Origin of the sequence: Bacillus sp. NP157 (assembly GCA_018889975.1) — a bacterium.
In the GTDB taxonomy this organism is placed as follows: domain Bacteria; phylum Pseudomonadota; class Gammaproteobacteria; order Xanthomonadales; family Rhodanobacteraceae; genus Luteibacter.
This window is the reverse complement of record CP076546.1, coordinates 956,912-983,793: the sequence shown is the minus strand read 5'-3', so window position 1 is coordinate 983,793 and position 26,882 is coordinate 956,912. Positions and strand designations below refer to the sequence as shown.

Sequence of the window (26,882 nt, the reverse complement as noted above, 5' to 3'; positions counted from 1 at the left end):
CGGCGCCGGGTGGCTGTTACGGTGCCACCCATGAAGAAACGCACCCTCGCCTGCCTGCTCGCCCTCGCCATCGCCCCGACCCATGCCGACGACCAGCGCATCGATCCCAGCCCGTGGTTCGCCACGCCGGCCGTGGAGGCCACCGATCGCACGCAGCTGATCGCGGACATCGATGCGCTGCCGGTGCTGGACAAGCCCGGCGCAACTGAACTGCTCGACTACCTGCATCGCGTGGAAGCACTCACCGCGCGTAGCCAGCAGCATGAGGTCTACCTGCACCTGCGCACGGCGCTGGACATCGACGACCACGTGGCCGACGACGTCAGCTCGGCGATGTCCGACGCGGCCGGCACCCTGGCCGAACGCACCCGCAAGACCCTGCGCAGCGTGGGCGACGCGGGCTTCGCCTCCGACGTCGCCGCCGTGCCTGCGCTGGGTAAGTACCGCTGGTTGCTGGAACGCGCGACCCGCGTGCTGCCGCATGAACTGCCGGAGGGCGAACAGGCGGTGCTGTCGTCGCTCTCCGGCCAGGATGCGGCCTCGTTCTGGGCGATCTACCAGAAGACCCGCCGCGCGGCGCCTTACGGCACGGTGCACACCGCGAAGGGTGACCTCGACGCGAACAAGGACGCCGACGCGCTGGCGAAGGATCCGGATCGGCATGTACGCGAGCAGGCGTGGAAGCAACGCCAGGACGCCTTGTCCGCGCAGGCGGAGACGTATGCGGCGACGCTGATCGGCATCGTCCGGCTCGGCGACCGCGTGGCGAAGCTGGAGCATTTCAAGGATGCGCCGGAGGCGGAGTATTTCCATCGGCTGTTCGATCGCGCCGACGTGGATGCGACGGCGAAGGCGGTCGAGGCGCAGGCGTCGGTGTTGCAGGACTACCAGAAGCTGCGTGCCGCACAGACGGCGACGCGCCTCGGCATCGACCAGGCGCACAGCTGGGACCTGTCGGTGCCCCTGCCCGGTTTCACCGTGCCGGCCTTCGACGAGGCGAAGCTGCGCACGGTGATTCCCGCCGCGCTGGCACCGCTCGGCAGCGACTACACCGCGCGCTTCCGTGCCCTGCTCGATCCGGCGAATAAGCGCACCGACCTCTCCACCACCCAGGGCAACCGCGAGGACGACAACTTCTCGCTCACGGCACCGGGCGCACCCGGGACGCTGTTCCTCGGCACCTGGCAGCCGACGGTGAAGGCCGCCAGCATCGTCGCCCACGAAGGCGGCCACGCGATCCACTCGCAGCTGATGAACGAACACGGCGTGTCACCCTTGTTGAACCACGGCCCGAGCTGGATGCACGAAGGCATCGCCATCCTCAACGAGATGCTGTTCTACGAATACCTCTACCGCCACACCGACGACCCGGCGGCGAAGGCCTATTACCTGCAGGCCCAGCTCGACGAGATGACCTTCGAGATCTTCACCTCCGCCGAGGAAGCGCAGCTGGAAGAAGGCATCTACGATGGCGTCGTCGCGGGGAAGATCAAGAACGCCGCCGGGATGGATGCGCTGACGCTGGAGATCACGAAGAAATTCGAGATCTGGCCGGCGATCGATCCCCAGCTATCCCACGCATGGATCGGCAAGCGGCTGATGTACCAGGATCCGCTCTACCTCGCCAACTACCTCTACGCCGGCCTATGGGCGACGAAGATGTTCGCGATGGCGACGAAAGACCCGGCGGATTTCCAGAAGCGCTATGCGGCGATGATGGCTGAGGGGTTCGATGCACCGCCTAAGGAATTGTTGAAGCACTTCTTTGGGCGGGAGTTGACGCCCGCCGAGCTGGTCGGGGCGGATATGGAGGTGATACGCGGGAAGGTGGGGGAGTTGGCGAAGCTTTACCGCCGCAACACTGCCGCACGCTGAACATTGCGTCACCCCTGTAGGAGCGCGCCTGCGCGCGATGGTTTTTTATCGCCCGGCGGCACACCAGAAAAACAACGAACCTGGGCGTGAAAACACTAAACCTGAGGCGTGAAAAAAATAACCCTGGGACATGATCGCGAACAGATGTCGCGCGCGGGCGCGCTCCTACATGCCGCGGCAGGTGGTGGCTTGGGCTGGGTAGGTTGCCACGCACCACGTGACCCATTGCTGGCGGTTGTCGGCGCGCTGCGCATCGGTCGCGCCGTTGTAGACGAAGCCGAAGTGTTGCCCGGTAACCTGGTTGAGGATGGCTGCCAATGCGTCGTGCACGACCTGGGGCCCGTAGTGGCGAATGCTTTCGAAGGCATCCGGCGCGTGATTGGCCAGGTCAATCTGCTCGATCGGTAGTTTCCGCATGTCACCCAGCTGCCCGACGATGTAAGGCACGGCGGGAGGGCCAAGCTGTTCCAGCGAAGCGAACGCTTGTGCCTCGCGGCGTTCATGGGTGGTGTCGTCGACCAGCCGCCTGACCTTCGCCGCCATCGGATCGGTGACTACCGGCGCCGTGGCGCAACCCGCCACCGCCAACACAAGCCCAGCCACCAGCCCCATACCCCTGTAAGACCCCATTCCGTTTCCCTGTCCCCGCCCAATCCCAAATGTAGGAGCGCGCCCGCGCGCGACCGTTTTTCGCGACCATGTACGAGGGCGAGGTTACCCGTCGCCGCGCGCAGCAGCGCGAGCCGCACGCAACGCATTCAACTTCTCGCGCAGCTTCAGCTCCAGCCCACGATCCACCGGTTCGTAGAACGTCGTCCCGACCAGCTCATCCGGCAAACACACCTGGTCGAGCGCGACACCACCCTCGGCGTCATGGTCGTACTGATACCCCGTGCCATAGCCCAACCCCTTCATCAGCTTGGTCGGCGCATTGCGCAGGTGCATCGGCACGTCGAGCGTGCCCATCTGCTTCACCGTGGCCTTGGCCTTGTTGAAGGCCATGTAGGCGGCGTTGCTCTTCGGGGCGATGGCCAGCCAGATGGCGAGCTGGGCGAGGCCGAGTTCGCCTTCGGGGCTGCCGAGGCGTTCGAAGGTGTCCCACGCATCCAGCGCCATGCGCCACGCGCGGGGTTCGGCGAGGCCGACGTCTTCCACCGCCATGCGGGTCATCCGCCGGGCCAGGTAGAGCGGATCGCAGCCACCATCCAGCATGCGGGTCAGCCAGTACACCGCGGCATCGGGATCGGACGAACGCACCGACTTATGCAGCGCGGAAATCTGGTCGTAGAACTGCTCGCCGCTCTTGTCGAAACGGCGCGTGCGATCGGCCAGCACCTGTTCGAGCGTGGCGTCGTCAATGCGCCCGCCGTCGGCCAGTTCGCTGGCGATCTCCAGCAGCGTCAGCGCGCGACGCACGTCGCCATCGGCGGCCGAAGCGATCAGCTTCAGGGTCGCATCGTCGACGTCCAGGTGCAGATCACCGATGCCCCGCTCGCTATCCCCGAGCGCACGGCGCAGCGCGGCGACGATGTCGTCCGCACTGACCGCATCGAGCACGTGCACGCGGCAGCGTGAGAGCAACGCGGAGTTCAGCTCGAACGACGGGTTCTCCGTGGTCGCGCCGATGAAGATGATCACACCGCGTTCGATGTACGGCAGGAACGCATCCTGCTGCGCCTTGTTGAAGCGGTGCACCTCGTCGACGAACAACACCGTGCGGCGGCCCTGGGCGAAGTTGCCCTCGGCCTCGGCCAGCGCCTTGCGTACGTCGGGCAGCCCACTCATAACGGCGGAGATCGCCCGGAAGTCGGCGTCGGCATAGCGCGCCACCAGCAGCGCCAGCGTGGTCTTGCCGCAACCGGGCGGACCCCACAGGATCATCGAGTGGACCTTGCCGGCTTCCAGTGCGCGGCGCAGCGGTTTATCCGCGCCCACCACGCGCTGCTGGCCCACGATCTCGTCGAGGCTGCGCGGGCGCATCCGCTCGGCGAGGGGCTTCAGGGCTTCGGGTTCGGCGAACAGGCCGGGGGTCTGGTAGGACGGCATGGCTCACGATACGTGCGGGGAACGACCATTATCGCCCTTCCCCGTGCACGCTGCCTCAATGGGCGTCCGGATCGGCCGGCGGCGGCTTGCGCAGGAGGGTGGCCGCCATGCCGACGACCAGCGCCGCGCCCAGCAACAGCACGATCCACAGGATCGGCCGGGTCCAGTCGAACGGTGCCCGGGTGGTCAGGGCCTTCTTCCCATCCAGCAGCACGGCCTCGCCCAGGGTCACCCCGTCAGGGCGCCAGGCCGGGCCGTTGCGGGTACGCAGCGCGGCGATGGCGTCGCCGATCGGCCAGGCCGCCCGGCGGGCGCTGGCACTGCCCACCTGCAGCCGGTACGGCGCATCGCCCTCGGGTAGGAAGACCATGCGGTCCGGACGCCAGCCGACGCTGAGCTTCGGCGGGTTGCGCAGCGGCGTGGCCGAGTGCAGCCGGATCAGGTCACGGCGAGTGGCCGCGACGCCCAGCGGCCGGGTGTCGTCCTGGCCCGGGGTCACCACGATCGTCCCCAGCGATTCCCCGCTCATCGGCCCGTTCACGGCCACCGCTTCCAGCCGGGCGACGCTATCGCCCGCGCCCAGGGTCACGCGGATGCCGTCGACCGGGAGGGCCGCCGGGAGTTTGTAGTCGTAGTCGACGCCCGTGCCGCTGGTCGCCGCCTGGGTCCCGGTGACGTCGAGCCACTGTCGCTTCGCGTCGTCACGCGCCGCAGCGTCGATGACACTGCCGGACAAGGTGACTTTCGCGGTGGCCTCGTCCGTCGTCGACGCGCCCCACGGCGCATCGTCGCTGCTGGTCCGCACGCGGTAATACCGCGCCGGGCCGCCATCGAGCTTGACCACGCGCGCATCGACCGCACCGTCGCCATGGCCGAGCACGACGATCGACGCGCCGGCGACCAGCGGACGCCAGTCCTGCAGGTTGCTGCTCGCGTCGATGTCGACGCTGAGCTTCACGTCGCGCTGCGTCGGCGGGAATTCGAGCCGCTCGGGGGCGATCGCGTTGCGTGCGTCGAACAGCCATTCGTGCACATGGCCGCTGGCCGGCGCCGCGCCCGGCTCGATCACGATGTCGCCGTTGGTGCTGCGGCGGATGCTCGGCCCGGCCACGCCATCGCTGCCGTTGGGCACGGGCAACAGCGGTGCATCGAGGGTGACCGGGTGCGAGGTCGGCGCCGCCGGCGTGTACGGCCCGGAGGCAACCTCGCGGCCCTTCGCATCGACCACCACCACGTCGGCGAGCCCGGCATCGGGCTCGGCCCACGCATAGGCCTCGCGCGGCAGTTCCAGCACGTAGGCGCTGGCATGCGCGCCCGGCGTCGCCTGCACCGGCCACGCATACGCGTAAGACGGCACGCTATCGGCCTGCGCCGGGGAAAGCACCGCGCCCAGCGCGGTCACGTAGATCACGAACAGGCCGATCCGGCCATCACGACGCATGGGGAGACTCTTCGGGTTCAACAGGTGCCTGCCTTGGCGGAGCGGGTGCGAGGTAACCGATGACCGTGCAGAGCAGGCCATAGGCGATGAACGAAGCGATGCCGAACAGGTTGCCCAGATGGCCACGGTCGACGAGAAGAAGCTTGGCCAAAACGATGCCCATGCAGGCGGCGCCGGCGATCCACAGCAGGCGCTGGCCACGACGCGAGCCGAGCACCCAGGCGACCACGCCGATGACGCTCCAGACGATGGTCAGCGACAGCTCGGCGAGGCTGGAGTTACCCATGCGCTCGTCCCACGGCACGCCGCCCAGGTGATGCACGGCGCGCAGGGTCATGCTGGTGGCGATAACGAAGAACGCCACGGCGAGGATCGCCGGACGCACGCGACGGAACGCCACCGGCGTCTCCGCATCCCACAAGGCCCGCGCGATCAGACCGAACACGGCGACCAGCACGAGCTCCAGCGGATTCAACACGGGAATGAACGGCAACGGCTGCGCGCTGCCATCCACGCAGGCGGCCATCACGCCGATCACCACGCTGGCCGACAACCCGCCCAACGCGATCACCCGCCGCGCCATCGCCACCGCATCGCCGAGGTTCATGCCATGCACATGCGCGCCACCACCGCTCTCTGTAGGAGCGCGCCCCGCGCGCGAAAGCCCCACCGACAACGGCACGGTAGCCACCGAAGGCACCCAAAACGCCAGCTTCGTCAGCAGCAGCACCGGCGCCACATACGCCAACACCTGCCACCCATCGCCCACACCGGGCCGATACCCAAACGCCTGATGCGTGCCCACGTAAGCCAGAGCCAGCCAGATACCCCACCACAGCGTCTCGGCCGCCACCGCGGTGATCCCATGCGCGACCACGCCCTGGGTCACCAGCGCACGCAGGGAGAACCACGCCGACACGCCCGCAACAGCTACCGCGAGCAACGGCCAGCCCATGAAGACCTGGATGCTGTCGCTGTCCGCGTAAAGCGCCTGCGCGATCATCGCCACGAAGGCGAGCGGCACCGCACCGGCGAGCATCACGCCCAGGTCCAGCTTGCGCACGTAGCGCGTCGCCACGGCCAGCACCCAGCCGGTGACGCCGAACAAGGCCATGAACGCGGCCCAGCGCGGCGCGTCGGCGAGGACGAAATGATCGACCTCGCTACCGAAGCCGAGCAGCCACCACGCCACGCTCCAAAGCAGCAAACCGCCGCGGGCCAGGCTGCCGATGCCCTTGGACGCGCTGTGCCGGTCGTACTGCCACAGGCAGGCGACGCCGCCGGCGGTGATCAGCATGGCGCCGACGAAGTACGCGTTGACGAAGGGGATGTCGCGTAGCGCCGCATGCGGGAAGTCGGCGAGCGTCCACGCGACGCCGGAGGCCAGCTGCAGGAAGATGCCCGACCAGCGCGGCAGGCGGCGCTGCTGGCGGAAGCCCAGCCAGACCAGCCCCGCGCCTTCCAGCGCGAAGATGCACGCGGTGACGCTGGCACTGAGCGCCAGCGGGATCGCGGTGGTTGCGAAGGCCACGGCCAGCACGGCCCAGGTTTCGCGCAGCAGGCCCATGTCCTCGCGCTTGCGCACGGCGAAGGCGATGGCGACGTACAGCGCGGCCGCGACCAGTGCCGACATCGCGATCGGCATCGGTTTCCAGTCGAGCAACGCACCCTGCAGCAACAGGCTCACGATCGGCGTGCCGAACATCAGGCAGCCATCGAGGATCGCGCGGTCGCGACGCGGCGAACGCAACACGTGCAGCCACGGCACCGCGACGTAGAGCAGGAAGAACAGGACCAGGAACGGTTCGGTGCTGTTGAAGAATTCCGGGCGGTAACCGAGCACGCCCCACGCCGTGCCGACGCCGAACGTCGCGACGAAACCGAGCACGTTGAGTACCCGCCACGCGCGCTTCCACGCGATGGCGAAGATGCCGAGGTTGAGCACCGCGTAGTACGAGAACAGGGCGACATGGTTGCCGTGCCCGCTCGACGCGAGGATCGGTGCGGCGAACCCCGCGATGAGGCCGAGCACCGCCAGCGCCAGCGAATCCTGCAACACGGCGAGGACGCCAAGCGATCCGACGAAGATCACCAGCAACACGAAGGTCGGCAACGCGTCGATCAGCCCGTAGAGGCGATAGGCCGCGAACACCGTCATCACCAGCACGCCCAGCGCACCGCCCTGCAAGGACAAGGCGAACGCCCGGCGCGTATCGCGCTGCCACCAGCCGAAGGCCACGCCGGCGATCGCCGCGAGCGCGACGACACTCAGGCGCACCGACACCGGCACGTGCAGCAAGCCCTGGTCGGAGGCGTATTTGAGGAACGCGGCAACACCAGCGAACAACACCAGCATGCCGACCTTCACCGGGACATTGCCTTCGGTGAACCAGCGTTTGGCGGTGTCGAAGAAGCGCTCGATGGCCGAGGGACCAGCCGGTTCGAACGGGATCGGGCGCTGCGCAGGCGGTGGAGGCGGCATGGCGCCTTGCGATGCAGAGACCGATGCGGCGTGGGCCGCGGGACGCGCATACGGAGGAATGGAAGGCGCCGTGCCGCCCGGCATCGGCGGCGGCAACGGGCCGTCGCCAGGCGCGCTGACCGGTCCCGCGGAAGGCGGAAGGTCGGATGTTTGCGCCGGGAAGCCTGGCGGCCGCTGGGTGGCTTGCGGGGCAGCGACGGGCGACACGTCGGCAGGACGCGGCGCGGTACGGGTGGCCGCATCGGCAGCCGGCCATGCGGCCGGATCGCGGGCGTCGCGGGCTACCGACGACGAGGTCGCCGGCTCCGGCAGGAGGCCGACACGCGCCTTCAGCTCGTCCAGCTCACGCCGGGTCAGCGACAACCGTCCCCAAAGCAGACCGATGGCGAAGCCGGCGCAGGCACCAGGGATGCCCTCTCCGATCAACCCGCCGACGATGGCCCCCACGATAGCCCACACCACGTACATGCCCTTGCTACCTCAACACGTCCGATGTCGTGGTGCGGAGTCTTGCACGAAAGTCGCTCGTGCCGTTATGGCCATGCCGCTGGGAGACATGGCCTGGCGCCCTGGCCGTGGCGTCAGCGGCACAACGGCGGGAGGTACGCCATCGGGATATCGTTGGAAGCGCACTGCCAGGTCACCCCGTCAGGCCGCTGCACGGGGCTGAGGGAAAGCGACCGCCCACGGATCTTGATGTTGGCCTGATCGCCATACGTCACGTAGAGCGTGCCTGCCGACACCCTGACGCTCTCCGTGTACCTGCCATGGATAGCTTCCGGATCCTTCATCCCAAGCGCCGCGTTGTCCGCCGGGAACGTCCCGTGCTGCGCGCGGTAGGTCAGCACAGGCGTCCTCAACTCACCCGCCAGCGTGACGCCCTCGGCCACCTGGCTACGGATCACATAACCCTGGTACTGCGGGATCGCGATCGCCGCGGCAACCGCCACGACGAAGGGCACGGCAAACAGCCACCACAACACCGCCTTGGGCGGCTTCGGCGTCGTCTGGCCGGTGTCCTTCCAGCGGGCAAGCCAGGTCAGCGTGCCCTGCAGGTAGAAGACGTTGAAGAAGAACAGCGTGATGCCGCCGAAGCCCACGTCGAGGCCCAGCCGTTTGGCTTCGGACGCCACCGAATTCGCCATCAGGAAGCTCGCGATGATCATCAGGATGCCGGCGGCCAGCGAAAACAGCGACTGGACCGATGCCCCGGCCGTGCCACCCATGCCACCGGCGAGCACGCCGCCGAAGAACGCCGTCCCCAACGCGATGAGCAACAGGGTCGTCGCGCTACTGGTGCGGTCGATCTTCTTCACCCAGGTCGACTGCACGAAGACCCAGACCCAGATAAACAGACCGAACGACACCGTCGACAGCAACGCCACCACGAACCAATGCAAGGCCGGCGGGCGCGGGAAGGCACGCCGACCATCCATCGGCGAAGACCCATGCCGCGGCCCCGCCGAAAACCCCTCCATCCCACCCGCCCACGGCGGCGGCACCGACCCACCCGCCGGCAACGGCTCACCCAACACCGCAGCCAGCGCCACCCAAGCCGGCAACCCCGAACGCCACGCAAGCGTATCCAGCGAAATACTGCCGTCCTTCAGCCAATGCCGGATCGTCGACGCCGGATACGGCCCATGCGGCTCACCCTGCCGCGCAATCCAGATACCCGGCTCAGAAGCGTCGGGCTCTACCGCAGGCGTCATGGGTTCCAGCACAAGGCCAACCGGCACTTCGACGCGGTCCTCGACAACCGGTTCCTCGACAGCCGTCGATACGGGCTCAACCCACACCGACCACTCCCTGTCACCCTGCCGCCGATACCGCTCGCCATTGAGGATGAACTCACCCAGGCCCGCCAACGGCACCGGCCCACGGGTCGACCCCGCCCGCTCGAACACCGCCAGCACACCGTCGTCGGCCACCACACGCGCATCGATATGCGAACGAACCAGGCCGTCAGCCATCGCCCGCGCAGCCGCCTCATCCAACCCCTGCTTCACCACCAACGGCAAACGCGGCAGCATCCGCTGCTCGAACTCCGCCACGTCAATCCGAAAACCCCTCGCGACAGCCGCCCACACAGCAAGCTCGTCCACGGCGCCAGGCAACGACCCAGCGATCACGACACAAAACGACATCCGCTATCCCCCTGTCCAAGGCGAGCTTTATAACCGGGCGCGGGCAAGCTGCACAGTGGGGGGTGGGTTTGGTTTGCGGTTGGGATTCGGGCCAGGCTGCGTAGCGATGGATTTGATAGCGCGAAGATGCGTCTCGGAGTTGCGGCTACGCCGCCGTGACCTCCATTCGCGCGCAGGCGCGCTCCTACAGGGGCCGCCTGGCAGCTGTCCAACCCAGTTCGCGGCAAGATGGAGGAGAGCCCTCGGTGCCTACCCTCGAGGCGAGTTCCGCACAAGCGAGCGCCCGTAGGGCAATAAGTACATGGGCCGCGGCTGCGGCCAACCTTGTCGAGCGCGGAGGACCTGTCTGAGCAGCGAGGGTAGGCAGCGAGGGCTGTCCTGCGTGCAGGCCCGAGCGCCGCGCGGACGGCATTCGCGCGCAGGCGCGCTCCTACAGAGCGCCAGGGCGGTTAGTGGACGGGTTGGGTCTGGAGGACGGGGGCGTCGCCGATCACGTCGGCACCCTTCGGCGGCACGAAATTGAACGTCTCCGCCGGAAGCGCCACATTCTTCTGCCAGCCCGTGAACAGAATCCGCGTCGTATTACCCAGCTGATCCTTGAACTCCATCCGCGCCAGGCCACCCGCATCGAAACCAAGATCCGCGTAATCGAACGCCGGATCCTTCGACGTCGACGACAGACGCAGCCACTGCATCCCGTCGTGCTCGCCCTGCTCCGCCACCTTGAAGAAACCCTTGTCCAGCTGCGACAGATCCGTCAGCACCGTCAGCGGACTCTGCGCCTCCTCCGTGCTCTGCTTACGCACCGTCACCTGGTCCAGGTCCGGGTCATACAGCCACACCCGGCTACCGTCCGCGACGATCGTCTGCTTGCTCGGCGACAACACCTCCCAACGGAACTGCCGCGGCGCCTCCAGCGACACCACGCCCGTCGAGGTCTTCCCCGGCCCACCATTCACGTCGAACAAGGTCTGGCTAAACCGCCCCGTCAACGAATGCAGCCCCTTCGCAAACGCATCCAGCCGCTCACGCGCCGGACCCGCCGCAAACGCAGGCAAGGCAAGCAGGGAAAGGGAAGCGGCAAGCAGGAAACGTTTCATGGGGGGCAGTCTCGAGGATTCGTGCGGAGAGTGGCTCGGTAAAGCGTAAATGGTCAATCGTCAGTAACCGCCGGCGAACGGAGCGGAGCATACGGTCCGGCGCCAGCCTACACAGCTAACGCTTAACCATTGACGCTTCACCCACCCACCTCAAACAACGACTTCAACATATCAATAGCCTCAGCCGGCGAGATCTCCCCCGCCTCCATCTTCTCGCTGATGTCCGCGATGGCCTTGCCGTCGCGGTGCCAGTAAGGCGCGCTGCGGGTGGCGACGTGGGCGGGGCGGGCTTCCTGGCCGAGCACGACGATTTCGGCGATCTCGCCCTGCTCGGCGAAGATCACTTCCAGCGCGTCGTCGACTTCGGCGGTGTGGCCGGCGGGGTATTCGCGGACCAGGGTGCAGGTGGTACCGTCGGCGCCGCGCAGCTCGAGGCCGGGGATCGACGGGTTCAGCTCGAACACGTTTTCGACCTCGTCCAGCACTTCACGGGTGGGTTTGAGGTCACCGGTGACGAGCAGGCTCCAGGGGCGCTGGCGCAGCGCACCCGGCTTCAGGGCATTCATGGGTCAGTCCTTCGGGGGCGGCGGTGCCAGCACTTCGCGATTGCCGTTGTGCTGGGGCGCGCTGACGATGCCGTCCTGCTCCATCTGTTCGACGAGGCGGGCGGCGCGGTTGTAGCCGATGCGCAGGTGGCGTTGCACGCCGGAGATGGAGGCGCGGCGCGTCTCGGTCACCACGCGCACGGCGCGGTCGTACAACGCGTTGTCGCTGTCGCCATCGCCGTCGGCTTCCTGCGGCAGGCCGGCGTCGTTGATGATCTTGCCGTCGGAGGTGCTCTGCACTTCCTCCAGCACGCCTTCGATATAGTTCGGCGCACCCTGCGCACGCAGCCACTCGACGACGTTGTGCACCTCGTGGTCGTCCACGAAGGCACCGTGCACGCGTTCGGGCGTGGCCGTGCCCGGCGGCAGGTAGAGCATGTCGCCGTGGCCGAGCAGGGCTTCCGCGCCGGACTGGTCTAGGATGGTCCGCGAATCGATCTTCGACGACACCTGGAACGCGATGCGGGTGGGGATGTTCGCCTTGATCAGGCCGGTGATGACGTCCACGGACGGACGCTGGGTGGCCAGGATCAGGTGCACGCCGGCCGCACGCGCCTTCTGCGCGAGGCGGGCGATCAGCTCTTCGACCTTCTTGCCGACGATCATCATCATGTCGGCGAATTCGTCGATGATGATGACGATGTGCGGCAGCGGCTCGAGCGGTTCGGCGACCATGCCCGGCATGTCCGGGTTGGCGCGGAACAGCGGATCCAGCAACGGCTGGCCGCCCTTCTCCGCTTCCTGCACCTTCTTGTTGAAGCCGCCGAGGTTACGCACGCCCACCGCGGCCATCAGCTTGTAGCGGCGCTCCATCTCGGCCACGCACCAGCGCAGCGCGTTGGCGGCTTCCTTCATGTCGGTGACGACCGGCGCGAGCAGGTGCGGGATGCCCTCGTAAACGGAGAGCTCCAGCATCTTCGGGTCGATCATGATCATGCGCACGTCTTTCGGGCTGCTCTTGTAGAGCAGGCTCAGCACCATGGCGTTCACCGCCACGGACTTACCCGAACCGGTGGTACCGGCGACCAGCAGGTGGGGCATCTTGGCGAGGTCGGTGACCACCGCCTTGCCGCCGATGTCCTTGCCCAGGGCCAGCGCCAGCGGCGACTTCACCTGGTCGTAGCGCTCGGACTTGAGGATCTCCGAGAGGTAGACGATCTGCTTCTTGGTGTTGGGGATTTCCAGGCCGATGACGTTCTTGCCGGGAATGACGTCGACCACGCGCACGCTGACCACGGACAGGCCGCGGGCGATGTCCTTGTCCAGGCTGGAGACCTGGCTGCCGCGGACGCCGGCGGCGGGCTCCAGCTCGAAACGGGTGATCACCGGGCCCGGGTAGACGCCGGCCACGCGGGCTTCCACGCGGAAGTCGCGCAGCTTCAGCTCGACTTGGCGCGAGAGCACCTCGAGGGTTTCTTCCGAATAGCCCGGGCCCTGCGGCGGGGCTTCGTCCAGCAGCGACAACGGCGGAATCTCGCCATCCATCGACGCGCCGGTGAACAGGGGAATCTGGTTTTCGCGGACGGCACGGTCGCTCTTTACGACCATCGGCGCCGGGGTCTCGATGCGGACGGGCTCGCGCCTGGCCTGCTTGACCGCCTCGGCCTTCTTCACCACCTCGCGCTCGGCGCGGGCGGAACGGGCCGCCATGACCTCGGGGGCCTGGCGCACCTTGCCGCCGAACCAGCCGCCGATCTTCATGACCAGCTCGCCGGTTGAATCCATCAGTTTGAACCACGACAGGCCGGTGGCCAGCGTGATCGCGATCAGGCACACCGCCAGCAACAGCAGCGGTGCACCCTTATCGCCAAACGCACGATGCAGGCCGTTGCCTACCCATTTGCCGACGATGCCGCCCGGGCCTTCCGGCAGGATCGGCGAATCGACATTCAGGTAGACCAGGGCCGGCGCCGTGATGAAGAAGAACACGAAGCCGATCAGCCGCAGGGAAGGTTCCCAGGGCTGGACCACGCGCTCGCCGCGGTGGCGGATGACCTGGATGCCCAGGGCAAGCAGCAGCAGCGGAAAGAAATAAGAGACCAGGCCGAAGATGTAGCGCAGCAGGTTGGCGATGTTCGCCCCCACCGCGCCACCGAAGTTGGTGGCGTGCTCAGCCACGCCCATGTGACCCCAGCTGGGATCCTGGTCGTTATAGCTGAGCAGGCACACCAGCAGGTACAGCGCGAGCGGGAGCAGCAAGAGTGCCCCCGCTTCGCGCAGGCGGCGCTTGAGCTCCTCGCTCAAGCCCTCCTGCTGTGCCTGGGCCTTCGCCCGGGCCTGTTTTTTTACTACTTTCGCGCTGCGCGCCACTTAGCGAACCACTTCGGTCTTGGACCGGGGCATCATGCCATGCCCTGAAGCGCCGGGTGCATCAGCTTGCCGCCTTCGATATTGATGCCGGCGGCCAGCGGGGCGTAGTCGCGCCACTCGTTGCCCGACGCCAGGCGCTGCACGTACGGCAGGATGGCCGCCGAGATGGCGGTGGACGAGGTCTGCGGCACGGCGCCCGGCATGTTGGTCACGCAGAAATGCGTCACGCCGTGCACTTCGTAGGTCGGTTCCTTCCAGGTGGTCGGACGCGAGGTTTCGAAGCAGCCGCCCTGGTCGATCGAGATGTCGACGAGCACCGAGCCCTTCTCCATCGTCTTGACCATGGCTTCGGTGACCACGCGCGGGGCCTTGGCGGACGGGATCAGCACGGCGCCGACGACGATGTCGGCGGTACGCACTTCCTCGGCCACCGACGACTCGTACGGGTACAGCGCGGTGACGTTCGGGCCCATCGCCATCATCTCGGCGAGGCGGTCCTGGCGCTTGTCGAACACCACCACGTTGGCACCGGCCTGGGCGGCCAGGGCGGCAGCGTTGCCACCGGCGGCGCCGGCGCCGAGCACCACGACCTTGCCACGCGGGGTGGAGGCCATGCCGCCGAGCAGCTTGCCCTTGCCACCGTTGGGCTGGTGCAGGAGGGTCGTGCCGATCTGGGTGGCGATGCGGCCGGCGATGACCGACATCGGCAGCAGCAGGGGCAGCAGGCCGTTTTCGTCCACCGACTCGAAGGCGATGCCGGTCAGGCCGATGTCCAGCAGGCTCTTGGTGAGCGCCGGCTCGGCGGCCAGGTGCAGGTAGCAGAACAGCAGGTGGTGCTTCTTGAGCAGCTTGAGATCGCCTTCGATCGGCTCCTTGACCTTGACGATCAGCTCGCCCTTTTCGTACAGGGCGGCGGCGTCGGGCACCACGGTGACGCCGAGGGCCGAATAGTCGCTGTCCGCGTAGCCGCTCTTGGTGCCGGCGCCGGACTGGATGAAGACCTCATGGCCACGATGGACCAGGTCGGCCGCGGCGGCGGGAATGAGGGCCACGCGGCCTTCGAGGGTCTTGGTTTCGGAGGGGATACCAATGCGCATCTTGAGGAAGATCCTGAAAGTACAGAATTAAGCCCCCATGTGGGGACATGGTGGCCACCGGCATAAAGCGGAATGTCTTGAATCGCACACTCGTCTTCCCCATTCTTCCGGGTCGACGCAATCTCGCGGAACCTCGACACGGCGTTAGCTTCCTGCCGCAAGAGGCGAGCGGTACGACTGAAACAGCCGCAGCAAACCTCAAGGATTATACATGAGCACCCCCAAGCACAGCCGCCTGCTGATCCTCGGCTCCGGCCCCGCCGGCTACACCGCCGCCGTCTACGCGGCCCGTGCGAACCTCAAGCCGACGATGGTGACCGGCCTGCAGCAGGGTGGCCAGCTGATGACCACCACCGAGGTGGACAACTGGCCGGGTGACGAAAAGGGCGTCCAGGGCCCGGAACTGATGCGCCGCATGGCCGAGCACGCCGAGCGCTTCGAGACCGAGATGGTGTTCGACCACATCCACAACGTGGACCTGCAGAACCGCCCGTTCCGCCTGAAGGGCGACGGCGGCGAGTACACCTGTGACGCACTGATCATCACCACCGGCGCCACCGCCAAGTACCTGGGCATCGCCTCGGAAGAGAAGTTCAAGGGCCGCGGCGTCTCCGCCTGCGCCACCTGCGACGGTTTCTTCTTCCGCGACCAGGACGTGGTCGTGGTCGGCGGCGGCAACACCGCCGTGGAAGAGGCCCTGTACCTCTCCAACATCGCGCGCAAGGTCTACCTGGTCCACCGCCGCGACAAGCTCCGCGCCGAAAAGATCATGCAGGACAAGGTCTTCGAGAAGGCCGCGGCCGGCAAGATCGAGCTGCTGTGGAACCACGCGATCGACGAAGTGCTGGGCGACGACTCCGGCGTGAACGGCGTGCGGGTGAAGGACGTGAACACCGGCGCGAAGCGCGACCTCGAAGTACAGGGCTTCTTCGTCGCCATCGGCCACACCCCGAACACCGGCATCTTCGACGGCCAGCTGGACATGAAGGACGGGTACATCCAGATCCAGTCCGGCCTGGCCGGCATGGCCACGGCGACCTCGGTCCCGGGCGTGTTCGCCGCCGGCGACGTGGCCGACCACGTCTACCGCCAGGCGATCACCTCGGCCGGCTTCGGCTGCATGGCCGCGCTGGACGCCGAGCGCTGGCTCGACCAGAACCACAAGCTCGACTGATGGGCCCCGGCCCCGCGCGCCCCGCCGCGCGGGGCTGCCTGCCATGACCGACGTCCGTTTCCTGCGAGGCCTGGGCAGCGTCCCCGCCGCCGACTGGGACGCGCTCGTCCCGGACGGCAACCCGTTCGTGTCGCACGCCTTCCTGCACGGGATGGAGTCGAAGGGTTGCCTGCGCGAGGACTACGGCTGGGCGCCCTACCACCTGGCCATTTACGAGCAGGGCCGGCTGGTCGCCGCCGCCCCGACCTACCTGAAGGGCAATTCGCACGGCGAGTTCGTCTTTGACTGGAGCTGGGCGGCCGCGTGGGAACGCGCCGGCGGCCAGTACTACCCGAAGATGCTGGTCGCCTCGCCCTACTCACCCGTGCCCGGGCCGCGCCTGCTGGTGCGCGAAGGCGTCGCCGCCGACATCCTGCGTAACCAGCTCACGGCCGCCCTGGTCGACGAGGCCGACCGCCTTGGGCTGTCCTCGATCCACGCCAATTTCCTGCCCGAAGCCGACCTGCACGCCTTCGACGACCGCTGGCTGGTCCGGGCCGACTATCAGTTCCACTGGCATAACCGCGGCTACACGGGCTTCGACGATTTCCTCGCCGCGCTGACCGCGAAGAAGCGGAAGAACATCCGCCAGGAACGCGGCTATGCCCAGGCCTCCGGCTTGACCCTGGAGATGCGCGCGGGCGATACGTTGTCGGATGCCGAATGGCGGCAGATCCACGGCTTGTACGAGCTGACCTTCGACATGAAGGGCAACCACGCGGCGCTGACCGCCCGCTTCTTCCAGTACCTCGGCCGCAGCATGGGCAACCAGGTGCAGGTGGCGATGGCGCGCGACGATCGCGATATCGTCGCCATGGCGCTGTTCATGCGCGGCGGCGATGCGTTGTACGGGCGTTACTGGGGCGCGAGCGTCGAGGTCTCCGGCCTGCATTTCGAGCTGTGTTACTACCGCGGCATCGAGTACGCCATCGCCGAAGGGCTGTCCCGTTTCGAACCCGGCGCGCAGGGCGAGCACAAGCTGGCCCGTGGCTTCCTGCCAACGCTGACCCATTCGCGCCACTACATCGCCCACGACGGTTTTCGCCGTGCCGTGGCCGAGGCGCTTGAACATGAGGCCGAACACCGCGAGGCTTACCGCGCCGAGTTGCTGACTCATTCGCCTTACGCGGAACGATGATTCGCCTGCCCCAGCTCCACCCTGCCCGCCCCCACCTGTTCCCGGATGCCGAACAGGCTCTGGAGGAACCCAATGGCCTGCTCGCGTGGGGCGGCGACCTGTCGGCCGAACGCCTGCTGGCCGCGTATGCGCAGGGGGTGTTCCCGTGGTTCAACGAGGACGAGCCGATCCTGTGGTGGTCGCCGGATCCGCGTTGCGTGTTCCGTACCGATGGCGTGCACCTGAGCCGGAGCATGCGTAAGCAGCTGGCGAAGTCGTCGTGGCGGCTGACGGCCGATACGTCGTTTTCGCGGGTGATGCGTGCGTGCGCGGCGCCGCGCAATGGCCAGCCGGGGACGTGGATCACCGAGGAGATGATGGCTGCCTACCAGGAGCTGCATCGGCTGGGGCATGCGCATAGCGTGGAGGTGTGGGATCGCGGCTCGCTGGTGGGTGGTATCTACGGCGTGGCGGTGGGTCGGTTGTTTTGTGGTGAGTCGATGTTCAGTGCGCAGCCGGGGGGGTCGAAGGTGGCGTTGGCGGGGTTGTGCCAGCTGTTGCATGGCTGGGGTTTTCCGCTGATGGATGCGCAGGTGACGAATTCGCATTTGTTGTCGATGGGTGCGGTCGAGGTGCCGCGTCGTCAGTTCGTGGCGCAGGCGCGTCGCCTGGCGGCGATGCCGGGCGCGCCGGGTTCGTGGATCAAGGCGGCGGTGCCGCTGCCGTCGATCTAAGCGGTTCGCCGCGTTGCGGCGCATGCCCCGCGGCCTCCGGCCGAACCGCCGCCCCTGTAGGAGCGCGCCTGCGCGCGAATGCCGTCCCCGCGGCGCTCGGGCCTTGCCGCAGGACAGCCCTCGCTGCCTACCCTCGCTGCTCAGACAGGTCCTCCGCGCTCGACAAGGTTGGCCGCAGCCGCGGCCCATGTACCTATTGCCCTACGGGCACTCGCTTGTGCGGAACTCGCCTCGAGGGTAGGCACCGAGGGCTCTCCTCATCCGTGCCGCGGGCTGGGTTGGACAGCCACGGCACCGGCGGCGGGCTCCTGTAGGAGCGCGCCTGCGCGCGAACCAAAACACGGCGGCGCAGCCGCAACCTGGAAATACCCGCGCGAACAGCCAACAGACATCGCGATTGTTTTCGCGATGGCATCGCGCATGGCTTACCGCCCGCGATGCCCGCTCATTTCGGCGCCGGCGTTTTTCGGCAGCAAGGCGCATACCGGGGCGGCGATCAGCGAGATGAAGGTGACGACGAGGAAGGCTAGGCTGAAGTCGGGTAGCGCGGCGTGTTCGCGGCCGTGCCAGACGACGGAGACGTGGAGGGCGGCGGCGGCGACGCAGATGCCTAGCGAGAGCATGAGTTGCTGGAAGGTGGTGTAGAAGCTGGTGGCGCTGGAGAAGCGTTCGCTGGGTACGTCGGCGTAGGCGACTGTGTTGTAGGCGCTGAACTGTAGTGACTGGAAGAAGCCGGAGAGCAGCAGTACGGCGTAGATGATCCACAGGGGCCAGTCGGGGCGGAATAGCGCGCAGAGGGCGACGCAGATCATCGAGAAGACGCCGTTCCAGACCAGGGTGGCGCGGAAGCCCCAGCGGCGCAGGACGGGGGCGGCCGTGGCTTTCATGAGCATGGCGCCGAGGGCGGAGACGAAGGTGATCACGCCGCTGTGTGCGGCGGACAGGCCGAAGCCGAGCTGCATCATCAGTGGCAGCAGGAAGGGTACGGCGCCGGCGGTGATGCGGGTGAGTGAGCCGGCGATCACCGAGAGGCGGAAGGTGGTGAAGCGCATCAGCGACATGTCGAGGATGGGGTTGGCGATGCGTCGCGAGTACATCAGGTACCCGGCGCCCGCGAGCATGCCGGCGATGATCAGGCCGGTGGAGCCGAAGAACGTCGACGATCCGCGGCTGGCCATTTCCAGGCCGAAGACCAGGCACGAGAGCGAGATGCCGGACAGGACGAAGCCGATCCGGTCGAACGGTACGCGTTCGGTGAGGCGCACGTCGGGCACGTACTTCGTCGCGAGCCACATGCCGGCGAGGCCGATCGGGACGTTGATGTAGAAGATCCAGCGCCACGAGACCCAGGTGACGATGAAGCCGCCGAGCGGCGGGCCGACGACGGGGCCGATCAGCGCGGGGACGAGCAGCCAGGACATGGCGCTGACCAGTTCCGACTTGGGCACCGAGCGCAACAACACCAGGCGCCCGACCGGTACCATCATCGCGCCGCCGATGCCTTGCAACAGGCGCGACAACACCAGCAGCGGAAGGCTTCCGGCGACACCACACAGAATCGAGCCGACGGTGAACAGGGCGATCGCTGCGCGGAAGACGTTGCGCGAACCGTAACGGTCGGCGATCGCGCCGCTGGCCGGGATGAACACGGCCAGGCTCAGCATGTAGGACGTCAGCGCCACGCTCATGTGCAGCGGCGAGACGTCGAACGATTCCGCCATCGCCGGCAGCGCGGTCGCCAGGATCGTGCCGTCCAACTGCTCCATGAACATCGCGCTTGCGATGATCAGGGCAACGGTACGAAAGCCAGGGGCGGTGGTCATCCGGGCGGAGGCGGCGGGGGAACGCGCATTTTAGCAGAGCCGTGCAACGTGCGTTCGCTTCTAAAGACTTGTTCATGCCCCGACAACGGATCGACGAAGCGTAGTTCGCGGGCCAGCAGGCCGAGCGGTTCGGTGAAGCCGGGTGCCTCCTCGCGCAACACCGGATACATCACATCCCCCACGATGGGTGCGCCGAGCGAGGCCATGTGCACGCGTAGCTGGTGCTTGCGCCCGGTCACGGGATTCAGTCGGTAGAGCCACTGCCCTGCCCCGCGTTCGATCACGTCGATGAGGGTGCGTGCGTTGGCTTCGCCGGGTACTTCCTGCATGCGGAAGAACGGTTCGCCGCGGTCGAGGCGGCTTTCGCGGACATGGGGGAACGTGATGCCCGGCAGCGGTGGCGCGAGGGCTTCGTAGGTCTTTTCGATGCGTCGTTCGCGGAACAGCCGGGTGTAGGCGTCGCGACTGGAGGGGCGTGCGGAGAACACCACGAGGCCGGCGGTGGCGCGGTCGAGTCGGTGTAGCGCGACGAGGTCGGGGTTGCCGAGCCGGCGGGCGAGTCGCACGGACAGGGTTTCCTCGACGTACGCGCCGGCGGGCATCACCGGGAGGAAATGCGGCTTGTCGGCGACGACGAGGTCGTCGTCGACGTAGACCAGGGTTTCCTCGAACGGGATGCGTGGTTCGGCGGCGACTTCGCGACGGTAGGTCAGCGGCAGGCCCGGGACGAAGGGCGCGTCGGCGTCGAGTGGGCCGTCCGGGCCTTCGACCAGGCCGCGTGCCATGCGCGACTGCCAGGTGGCGCGATCGATCGCGGGGAAGCGTTCGCAGAGGAAGTCGAGCACGCTGTGCCAACCCGTGGATGGCAGGACGACGCGGCTGGCGGGGAGCGGGTGCATGGCGGGTAGTTTGCCTGCCGCGGCGCGCGTGGGCGAACGCCGGATGCCCGTGCACGGCGAAACGCACGAAAAGGTCGGCACGCGCAAGACGCCGCGGTGGCTGGCATGGGCATATACTCATCCCTACATCCCCACCCCGTTTTGAGGTCGCTGCGCCCGTGATCGGCCAGTTTTTCAGGAAGCTGTTCGGCGCCGGCACGCCCGCGCCTGCTGCCGTTGAGCCGGAGCACGCGTTCGTCGCCGTGGCCGTGCCGTCGCCGGTCGAGGCTTCCAATGCGATCGTCGCCGAAGAGATCGAAGATCGCTTCTATCGGCTGTTGATGGGCCTGGCGCCGTCGAGCGAGCCGGCGATGAGCGCGACCGAGCAGGCCGCGCTGCGCCGCCTGCGCGATGCCTTCGGCGCCGAGCGTTTCGACGTCGGCACGCTGCCGCGCCTGCCGGCGGTGGTGCCGCAGCTGATGCGCCAGCTCCGCAACGACGAGAGCAGCAGCCGCACGCTGGCCGAGCTGATCGCGCGTGACACCGTGCTGGTCGGTGAAATCATCCGCGTCGCGAACAGCGCCTATTTCCGTACCTCGCGTCCGGTTACCGGCCTGCCCCAGGCGATCACCCTGCTCGGCCAGACCGGCCTGCGCCGGGTGGTGATGCAGCTGGTGATGCGGCCGATCCTGCGCACGGACACCGACCCTGTCAGCCGCGCCGCCGGCGAACGCCTGTGGGAGCACGCCGAGCGCTGCGCCCGCACCTGCGTGTTCCTCAGCCGTCCGGCCGCCGATCCGTTCGAAGCCTTCCTCGCCGGACTGGTCAGCCAGGCCGGTGCGCAGACGATCCTGCTCGAGCTCGACGCCGCGGGCCTGGCCCAGGAAAGCCTGAGCCGGCCGTTCGTCGCCGCCGTGGGCCAACAGGTCGAGCGGCTGTCGTTGCATGCCGCGCGCCATTGGGAATTCCCGTCCCGCGTCGTGCAGGCTCTGGCCGAGCGCGCGGACCCCGCCGATGCCGGCGCGCGCACGCCGCTGGGCCGGTCGCTGCTCGCGGCCAGCCGTACGGCCATGCTGGATGTGCTGGTCGAGCAAGGCGTCGCCGACGCGGAGAGCGTGTTGCTCGCCACGCCGGCGCAGGGCTTCAGCCAGGAACGCCTGCTCGCCGCCCGCAACGACCTGCGCGCCCCCGCCACCGCGGAAGCCTAGGGCGTCAGGTCAGCGCGCGGCCCCGGTCGCGACCACGTCGGCCCAGACCTGGGTCGCCAGGTCGGCCGACGCCGCCTGCAGCAGGCCCGGCACCACCGTCGCCAGATGCGGCTCGTCCGCCTGCAGCGGTACCGCCTTCTGCACGCGATAACCCTTCACGACGATCTTGCCGCGCGCCACGATCCGGCAGTCGGCCTGCAGGTCGATGGTGGTCGCCGGCTCGTCCGCCTTGGGCGTGGCCGTCACCGACAGGCCCAGGTTGCGGCAGCCGATGATCAGGTCAGTGAAGTACTTCGGCTGCAGCGAGGTGCGCAGCTGGGCCTGGATCACCGAGACGGTGTCCGGGGTCACTTCGACGTGGGCCCTGGTTTCCAGCCCCTTCACGGTCACCACGCTGCCGAGCTTGTTTTCCACGGTAAGCCACGGCGAGGAAGGGCTCGCGGCAACCATCCGGCTGGCATCGGCTTCGATCATCGTCTTGCCGCCGCAGCCGGACAGCATCACGGCCGCGGCGGCGGCCACTACATATTTCATCACGTGCATTAACCCCTGGGTCCCCTGTAACGAGCCGCGTACTGTACCTGCAAGGCGGCCGGCGGCGAAGCCTGTCGGCGGCCCCGGTGCCGGCCTGCACAATCTGCCGAAAACGCCATAGTGAAAGTGCCGGAAACGCCCTACGCGGCGCCCGGACACCGCCGATAGTGATCTTCATGCACAAGTGGATCACCCTGATGGCCGGCGGCCCGCAGGACGGCCAGCAGTTCAGCCGGGCCTTCGACATCGCACGCGCTTCCCCGCCGCCCATGCGCGCGGCGGACGGGCTCGTCTGCTGCCCCGTGGCCATGCGCGCCCTCGGCGACACGGCGTTCTGCGTGGTGGTCCACCCGGAGGCGCGTGACGAGCAGATCGAAAACGCGATCGACTGCATGGTCGAGGCGGCCCAGGGCGGCCGGATTTCCGGCAAATAGCCAGTTAAGTGTATGATATCGACGTTCTAATCCCTGGCAGGATTCCCTGGTTTGGTCTTTTCGGCACGCCCCAGCGAAGCCGGTGATGCCCTTGCGCGGCTGAGCTGGCAAGACTTCGAGCATCTGCTCGCGGAGTATTACCGCGAGCAGGGTTTCCGCGTGGAACGCGTGACGGCTCATGACCTGAAGGCGCTTTCCCACGCCGGGATGGACCTGCGCCTGCGCCGTGGCAGCGAGACCAGCATCGTCCAGTGTGGCCACTGGGATGCCATCGAGGTCGACGTCGACGAGGTCAACACGCTGATCAGCGACATGCTGAACGAGGCGGCCTCGCGCGGCGTGCTGGTCACCCGCGGTCGTTTCACCCCGGCCGCCCAGGCCGCCGTGCGCCGCCAGCCGCGGATCCAGCTGGTCGATGGCGACGTGCTGCGGGTGCTGCTGAAGCTGCCCGACCACCTTGACGTCGCCCCGCCCGGCTCCCGTCCGGCCGAGAAGGTCGCGAAGAAGGCCGCGGTGGCCCGCCGCCGCGCCCGCAAGGACCGGCCGAGGGCCATGCCCATCGCCATCGGCGTGGTGGTCGTGGCGCTGTTCGGGCTATTCATCTGGCGCGCCGTGGGCACCCATGACACGCCGCAGGCGATCGCCGCCGCCCCGGTGACGACGCCGGCCCCGGCCGCCGCCCCCCCGGCGCCCGTCGCATCGACCGCCTCGGTCGTTGCGCCGGCCCCGGCCTCGACCCAGGCGGTCGTCGCCGAGACACCCGCGCTGGCGCCCGCCCCCACCGCATCGGTGGGGGTCACGGTCGCACCCGGTACGCGGATCATCCTGCCGCGTTCGCGCGAACCGGCGATGTCGCCCAGCCTCGTTCGCGAGCTGGCGGAGCGCGAACGCCTGAGCAAGCAGGACGAGAGCGCCAGTCGCAAGAAAAACGAGGATGCGCTGAAAGTGATGGAGCGCAACACGCGCGAGGTCGGCGGCTACTAGGCAAGGCACGTACGTTCACGCCTTTGCCATCACGGCGGGCCTAGGCTGGGGCGAGACCCTGCCCACCCCGGACCTAGCCCATGACCGAGCCGCTCGATGCCGACCTCCTTCGTCGCATGCACGCTTACTGGCGCGCCGCGAACTACCTTACCGTTGGCCAGATCTACCTGCGCGACAACCCGCTGCTCGAAGAGCCGCTGAAGAAAGAGCACATCAAGCACCGCCTGCTCGGCCACTGGGGCACCACCACGGGCCTCAACTTCATCTACACCCATCTCAACCGCGCGATCGTCGAGCGCGACCTCAACATGATCTACGTGATGGGCCCCGGCCACGGCGGCCCCGGCCCCGTGGCCCATACGTACCTCGAAGGTTCCTACACCGAGATCTATCCGCGCATCGACCGCAGCAAGGCCGGCATGCGCGAACTGTTCCGCCAGTTTTCGTGGCCTTATGGCATCCCCAGCCACGTCGCGCCGGAGACCCCGGGCTCGATCCACGAAGGCGGTGAACTCGGCTATTCGCTGTCGCATGCCTATGGCGCCGCCTTCGACAACCCGGACCTGATCGTCGCCTGCGTGGTCGGCGATGGCGAAGCCGAGACCGGCGCGCTGGCCACGAGCTGGCATTCGAACAAGTTCCTCAACCCCGTGCGCGATGGCGCGGTGCTGCCGATCCTGCACCTCAACGGATTCAAGATCGCCAATCCCACGGTGCTTGCGCGCATCGAGCCGGAGGAATTGCGCGACCTGATGCGTGGCTACGGTTACGAGCCGCACTTCGTCGAAGGCCACGAGCCCGAGCCGATGCACCAGGCCTTCGCCGCTGCGCTGGATACCTGCCTGGACGAAATCCGCCGGATCCAGAAGGAAGCGCGCGAGGAAAGCGCCGACAACGCCAAGCGTCCGCGCTGGCCGATGATCGTGTTCCGCAGCCCGAAGGGCTGGACCGGGCCGAAGGTGGTCGACGGCAAGCCGGTGGAAGGTACGTGGCGCGCGCACCAGGTGCCGCTGTCGAAGTTCGAGAACGACGAACACCTGAAGCTGCTCGAAGACTGGATGAAGAGCTACGACGCGCACGAGCTGTTCGACGAACGTGGTGCGTTCCGCGAAGAGTTCGCTTCGCTTGCGCCGAAAGGCCAGCGCCGGATGGGCATGAACCCGCACGCCAACGGCGGCCTGTTGCTCAAGCAGCTGCATATGCCGCACTTCGCGCAATTCTCCGAAGAGGTGAAGACGCCGGGCGACCATAAGGCCGAGGCGACCCGCGTGCTGGGTCGTTTCCTGCGCGAGGTGATGCGGCAGAACATGCGCACCTTCCGCGTGTTCGGGCCGGACGAGACCGCGTCCAACCGGCTCGAAGCGATCTACGAGGCGAGCCCGAAGACCTGGCTGGGCGAGTACGAGGCCGTCGACGAAGACCTCGCGCCGGATGGCCGGGTGATGGAGATGCTTAGCGAACACCAGTGTCAGGGCTGGCTGGAAGGCTACCTGCTCACCGGCCGCCACGGCTTCTTCTCCTGCTACGAAGCCTTCATCCACATCATCGATTCGATGTTCAACCAGCACGCGAAGTGGCTGAAAACCACGCGCAAGATGGAGTGGCGTCCGCCGATCGCGTCGCTTAACTACCTGCTGAGCTCACACGTGTGGCACCAGGACCACAACGGCTTCTCGCACCAGGATCCGGGCTTCATCGACCACGTGGCGAACAAGAAGTCGGAGATCGTGCGGATCTACCTGCCGCCGGATACCAACTGCCTGCTCTCGGTGGCCGACCATTGCCTGCGCAGCCGGCAGTACGTCAACGTGATCATCGCCGGCAAGCAGCCGGACTGGCAGTGGCTGGATATCGAATCCGCCGTGCGCCACTGCACCGCCGGTGCCGGCATCTGGGAATGGGCCGGGCGCGGTGGCGACGATCCGGACGTGGTGATGGCCAGCGCGGGCGACGCACCCACCGTGGAGACCCTCGCCGCGGTGATGCTGTTGCGCGAGTACGTGCCCGACATCCGCATCCGCGTGGTCAACGTGGTCGACCTGATGTCGCTGGAAACGCCGGACGAACATCCGCACGGCATGGACGACGACGTGTTCGACGACCTGTTCACCAAGGACAAGCCGGTGATCTTCGCCTTCCACGGCTACCCCGGGATCATCCACAAGCTGACCTACCGCCGGCACAACCACGACAACATCCACGTGCGTGGCTACAAGGAAGAAGGCACGACCACCACGGCGCTGGACATGATGGTGCTGAACAACATGGACCGCTTCCAGCTGGCCCTCGACGTGATCAACCGCGTGCCACGCTTCGCCGGTGAACGGGAAAAAGCCACGCAGCGTTACTGGGCCGATATCCAGCGGCACAAGCTCTACGTCAGCGAACACGGCCAGGACCTGCCCGACGTCCGCGACTGGCAGTGGCAAGCCGAATAGTAGGAGCGCGCCTGCGCGCGATGAGGCTTGCGGTGAGCTAATTCGCGCGCAGGCGCGCTCCTACAAAACAGACACGGATCTTCATGCACATCCTCGCCCTCAATACCGGCTCCTCCTCCCTCAAATACGGCCTATACGCCGTCGACGGCGACCAGGTCGACACCCTGCTCTCCGACCAGACCGATGCCCCCGGCAAGGATGCCGACCCGGTCGCCGCGATCACCGCGGCGCTGCGCGGGAAGGGTTTGCCGATGCCCGATGCGATCGGCCACCGCATCGTCCACGGTGGCCCGAACGTGCGCGCGCATGCCTTGATCGACGATGCCCTGATGGCGCACCTGGAAGAAGCCAAGGCGTTCGCGCCGTTGCACGTGCCGCCCGCCGTGGAGATGGTGAAGCGCGCACGCAAGGCCTTC

At 67.5% G+C, this 26,882-nt stretch carries 20 protein-coding genes; 8 read left to right on the top strand and 12 right to left on the bottom strand.

Annotation, left to right across the window (positions count from 1 at the left end):
• Nucleotides 1–30: 30 nt before the first annotated feature.
• On the top strand, nucleotides 31–1,875 hold the full coding sequence (locus tag KPL74_04375; protein ID QWT21239.1) for a hypothetical protein: 1,845 nt from the start codon (nucleotides 31–33) through the stop codon (nucleotides 1,873–1,875).
• Nucleotides 1,876–2,040: 165 nt separating this feature from the next.
• Here KPL74_04375 and KPL74_04370 read toward each other — a convergent pair whose 3' ends face one another.
• From KPL74_04370 to KPL74_04330, 9 genes are all read right to left on the bottom strand, one after another.
• Complete coding sequence (locus KPL74_04370; GenBank protein QWT21238.1) at nucleotides 2,041–2,478, bottom strand: hypothetical protein; 438 nt, start codon at nucleotides 2,476–2,478, stop codon at nucleotides 2,041–2,043.
• A 111-nt stretch (nucleotides 2,479–2,589) separates the two neighbouring features.
• The gene (locus KPL74_04365) at nucleotides 2,590–3,921 is read right to left on the bottom strand and encodes a replication-associated recombination protein A (protein QWT21237.1); all 1,332 of its coding nucleotides are present in this window, start codon (nucleotides 3,919–3,921) and stop codon (nucleotides 2,590–2,592) included.
• A 55-nt stretch (nucleotides 3,922–3,976) separates the two neighbouring features.
• Nucleotides 3,977–5,362 carry a DUF3999 domain-containing protein gene (locus tag KPL74_04360; protein ID QWT21236.1) on the bottom strand — a complete coding sequence of 462 codons (1,386 nt, stop codon included), beginning with the start codon at nucleotides 5,360–5,362 and terminating at the stop codon, nucleotides 3,977–3,979.
• Entirely contained in the window at nucleotides 5,352–8,312 is a 2,961-nt protein-coding gene (locus KPL74_04355; GenBank protein QWT21235.1) for a DUF2339 domain-containing protein, read from the bottom strand. Before KPL74_04355 ends, KPL74_04360 begins: the two co-directional genes overlap by 11 nt.
• 113 nt (nucleotides 8,313–8,425) lie before the next feature.
• Nucleotides 8,426–9,898: a pilin gene (locus tag KPL74_04350; protein QWT21234.1), complete on the bottom strand. Its 1,473-nt coding sequence runs from the start codon at nucleotides 9,896–9,898 to the stop codon at nucleotides 8,426–8,428.
• A 542-nt stretch (nucleotides 9,899–10,440) separates the two neighbouring features.
• Nucleotides 10,441–11,091 (bottom strand): outer membrane lipoprotein chaperone LolA, encoded by a 651-nt coding sequence (lolA, locus tag KPL74_04345; GenBank protein QWT21233.1) that lies wholly within the window; start codon nucleotides 11,089–11,091, stop codon nucleotides 10,441–10,443.
• A gap of 137 nt (nucleotides 11,092–11,228) precedes the next feature.
• Entirely contained in the window at nucleotides 11,229–11,657 is a 429-nt protein-coding gene (locus KPL74_04340) for a hypothetical protein (protein ID QWT21232.1), read from the bottom strand.
• Nucleotides 11,658–11,660: 3 nt separating this feature from the next.
• Nucleotides 11,661–13,940 carry a DNA translocase FtsK 4TM domain-containing protein gene (locus KPL74_04335; GenBank protein QWT21231.1) on the bottom strand — a complete coding sequence of 760 codons (2,280 nt, stop codon included), beginning with the start codon at nucleotides 13,938–13,940 and terminating at the stop codon, nucleotides 11,661–11,663.
• Nucleotides 13,941–14,038: 98 nt separating this feature from the next.
• Complete coding sequence (locus tag KPL74_04330; protein QWT21230.1) at nucleotides 14,039–15,103, bottom strand: alanine dehydrogenase; 1,065 nt, start codon at nucleotides 15,101–15,103, stop codon at nucleotides 14,039–14,041.
• Nucleotides 15,104–15,314: 211 nt separating this feature from the next.
• Between KPL74_04330 and trxB the strand changes: the two genes are divergently transcribed.
• The 3 genes from trxB to aat are packed head-to-tail and all read left to right on the top strand — an operon-like array spanning nucleotide 15,315 to nucleotide 18,167.
• Entirely contained in the window at nucleotides 15,315–16,277 is a 963-nt protein-coding gene (gene trxB / locus KPL74_04325; GenBank protein QWT21229.1) for a thioredoxin-disulfide reductase, read from the top strand.
• 43 nt (nucleotides 16,278–16,320) lie between these two features.
• Nucleotides 16,321–17,454 carry a GNAT family N-acetyltransferase gene (locus KPL74_04320; protein QWT21228.1) on the top strand — a complete coding sequence of 378 codons (1,134 nt, stop codon included), beginning with the start codon at nucleotides 16,321–16,323 and terminating at the stop codon, nucleotides 17,452–17,454.
• Nucleotides 17,451–18,167 (top strand): leucyl/phenylalanyl-tRNA--protein transferase, encoded by a 717-nt coding sequence (gene aat, locus KPL74_04315; protein ID QWT21227.1) that lies wholly within the window; start codon nucleotides 17,451–17,453, stop codon nucleotides 18,165–18,167. Before KPL74_04320 ends, aat begins: the two co-directional genes overlap by 4 nt.
• A gap of 425 nt (nucleotides 18,168–18,592) precedes the next feature.
• On the opposite strand, the gene KPL74_04310 is transcribed toward aat, so the two are convergent.
• Both KPL74_04310 and KPL74_04305 read right to left on the bottom strand, forming a co-directional pair.
• Nucleotides 18,593–19,990, bottom strand: coding sequence for an MFS transporter (locus KPL74_04310; GenBank protein ID QWT21226.1), 1,398 nt, complete (start codon nucleotides 19,988–19,990; stop codon nucleotides 18,593–18,595).
• Nucleotides 19,987–20,889, bottom strand: coding sequence for a hypothetical protein (locus KPL74_04305; protein ID QWT21225.1), 903 nt, complete (start codon nucleotides 20,887–20,889; stop codon nucleotides 19,987–19,989). Before KPL74_04305 ends, KPL74_04310 begins: the two co-directional genes overlap by 4 nt.
• 158 nt (nucleotides 20,890–21,047) lie before the next feature.
• Between KPL74_04305 and KPL74_04300 the strand changes: the two genes are divergently transcribed.
• Nucleotides 21,048–22,076, top strand: coding sequence for an HDOD domain-containing protein (locus tag KPL74_04300; GenBank protein ID QWT21224.1), 1,029 nt, complete (start codon nucleotides 21,048–21,050; stop codon nucleotides 22,074–22,076).
• 9 nt (nucleotides 22,077–22,085) lie between these two features.
• Here KPL74_04300 and KPL74_04295 read toward each other — a convergent pair whose 3' ends face one another.
• A complete protein-coding gene (locus KPL74_04295) occupies nucleotides 22,086–22,610 on the bottom strand; it encodes a hypothetical protein (protein ID QWT21223.1) in 525 nt (174 codons plus the stop codon).
• Nucleotides 22,611–22,786: 176 nt separating this feature from the next.
• Between KPL74_04295 and KPL74_04290 the strand changes: the two genes are divergently transcribed.
• From KPL74_04290 to KPL74_04280, 3 genes are all read left to right on the top strand, one after another.
• Complete coding sequence (locus KPL74_04290; protein ID QWT21222.1) at nucleotides 22,787–23,044, top strand: hypothetical protein; 258 nt, start codon at nucleotides 22,787–22,789, stop codon at nucleotides 23,042–23,044.
• Between the two features lie 51 nt (nucleotides 23,045–23,095).
• On the top strand, nucleotides 23,096–24,028 hold the full coding sequence (locus KPL74_04285) for a restriction endonuclease (GenBank protein ID QWT21221.1): 933 nt from the start codon (nucleotides 23,096–23,098) through the stop codon (nucleotides 24,026–24,028).
• Nucleotides 24,029–24,108: 80 nt separating this feature from the next.
• Nucleotides 24,109–26,466, top strand: coding sequence for a phosphoketolase family protein (locus tag KPL74_04280; GenBank protein QWT21220.1), 2,358 nt, complete (start codon nucleotides 24,109–24,111; stop codon nucleotides 26,464–26,466).
• Nucleotides 26,467–26,882: the final 416 nt, after the last annotated feature.

Excerpts from the sequence above, each read along its gene's own strand:
- KPL74_04375 (QWT21239.1), top strand. The coding sequence starts at position 31 with ATGAAGAAACGCACCCTCGCCTGCCTGCTCGCCCTCGCCATCGCCCCG.
- KPL74_04365 (QWT21237.1), bottom strand. The coding sequence starts at position 3,921 with ATGCCGTCCTACCAGACCCCCGGCCTGTTCGCCGAACCCGAAGCCCTG.
- KPL74_04360 (QWT21236.1), bottom strand. The coding sequence starts at position 5,362 with ATGCGTCGTGATGGCCGGATCGGCCTGTTCGTGATCTACGTGACCGCG.
- KPL74_04355 (QWT21235.1), bottom strand. The coding sequence starts at position 8,312 with ATGTACGTGGTGTGGGCTATCGTGGGGGCCATCGTCGGCGGGTTGATC.
- lolA (QWT21233.1), bottom strand. The coding sequence starts at position 11,091 with ATGAAACGTTTCCTGCTTGCCGCTTCCCTTTCCCTGCTTGCCTTGCCT.
- KPL74_04340 (QWT21232.1), bottom strand. The coding sequence starts at position 11,657 with ATGAATGCCCTGAAGCCGGGTGCGCTGCGCCAGCGCCCCTGGAGCCTG.
- KPL74_04330 (QWT21230.1), bottom strand. The coding sequence starts at position 15,103 with ATGCGCATTGGTATCCCCTCCGAAACCAAGACCCTCGAAGGCCGCGTG.
- trxB (QWT21229.1), top strand. The coding sequence starts at position 15,315 with ATGAGCACCCCCAAGCACAGCCGCCTGCTGATCCTCGGCTCCGGCCCC.
- KPL74_04320 (QWT21228.1), top strand. The coding sequence starts at position 16,321 with ATGACCGACGTCCGTTTCCTGCGAGGCCTGGGCAGCGTCCCCGCCGCC.
- aat (QWT21227.1), top strand. The coding sequence starts at position 17,451 with ATGATTCGCCTGCCCCAGCTCCACCCTGCCCGCCCCCACCTGTTCCCG.
- KPL74_04310 (QWT21226.1), bottom strand. The coding sequence starts at position 19,990 with ATGACCACCGCCCCTGGCTTTCGTACCGTTGCCCTGATCATCGCAAGC.
- KPL74_04305 (QWT21225.1), bottom strand. The coding sequence starts at position 20,889 with ATGCACCCGCTCCCCGCCAGCCGCGTCGTCCTGCCATCCACGGGTTGG.
- KPL74_04295 (QWT21223.1), bottom strand. The coding sequence starts at position 22,610 with ATGAAATATGTAGTGGCCGCCGCCGCGGCCGTGATGCTGTCCGGCTGC.
- KPL74_04290 (QWT21222.1), top strand. The coding sequence starts at position 22,787 with ATGCACAAGTGGATCACCCTGATGGCCGGCGGCCCGCAGGACGGCCAG.
- KPL74_04280 (QWT21220.1), top strand. The coding sequence starts at position 24,109 with ATGACCGAGCCGCTCGATGCCGACCTCCTTCGTCGCATGCACGCTTAC.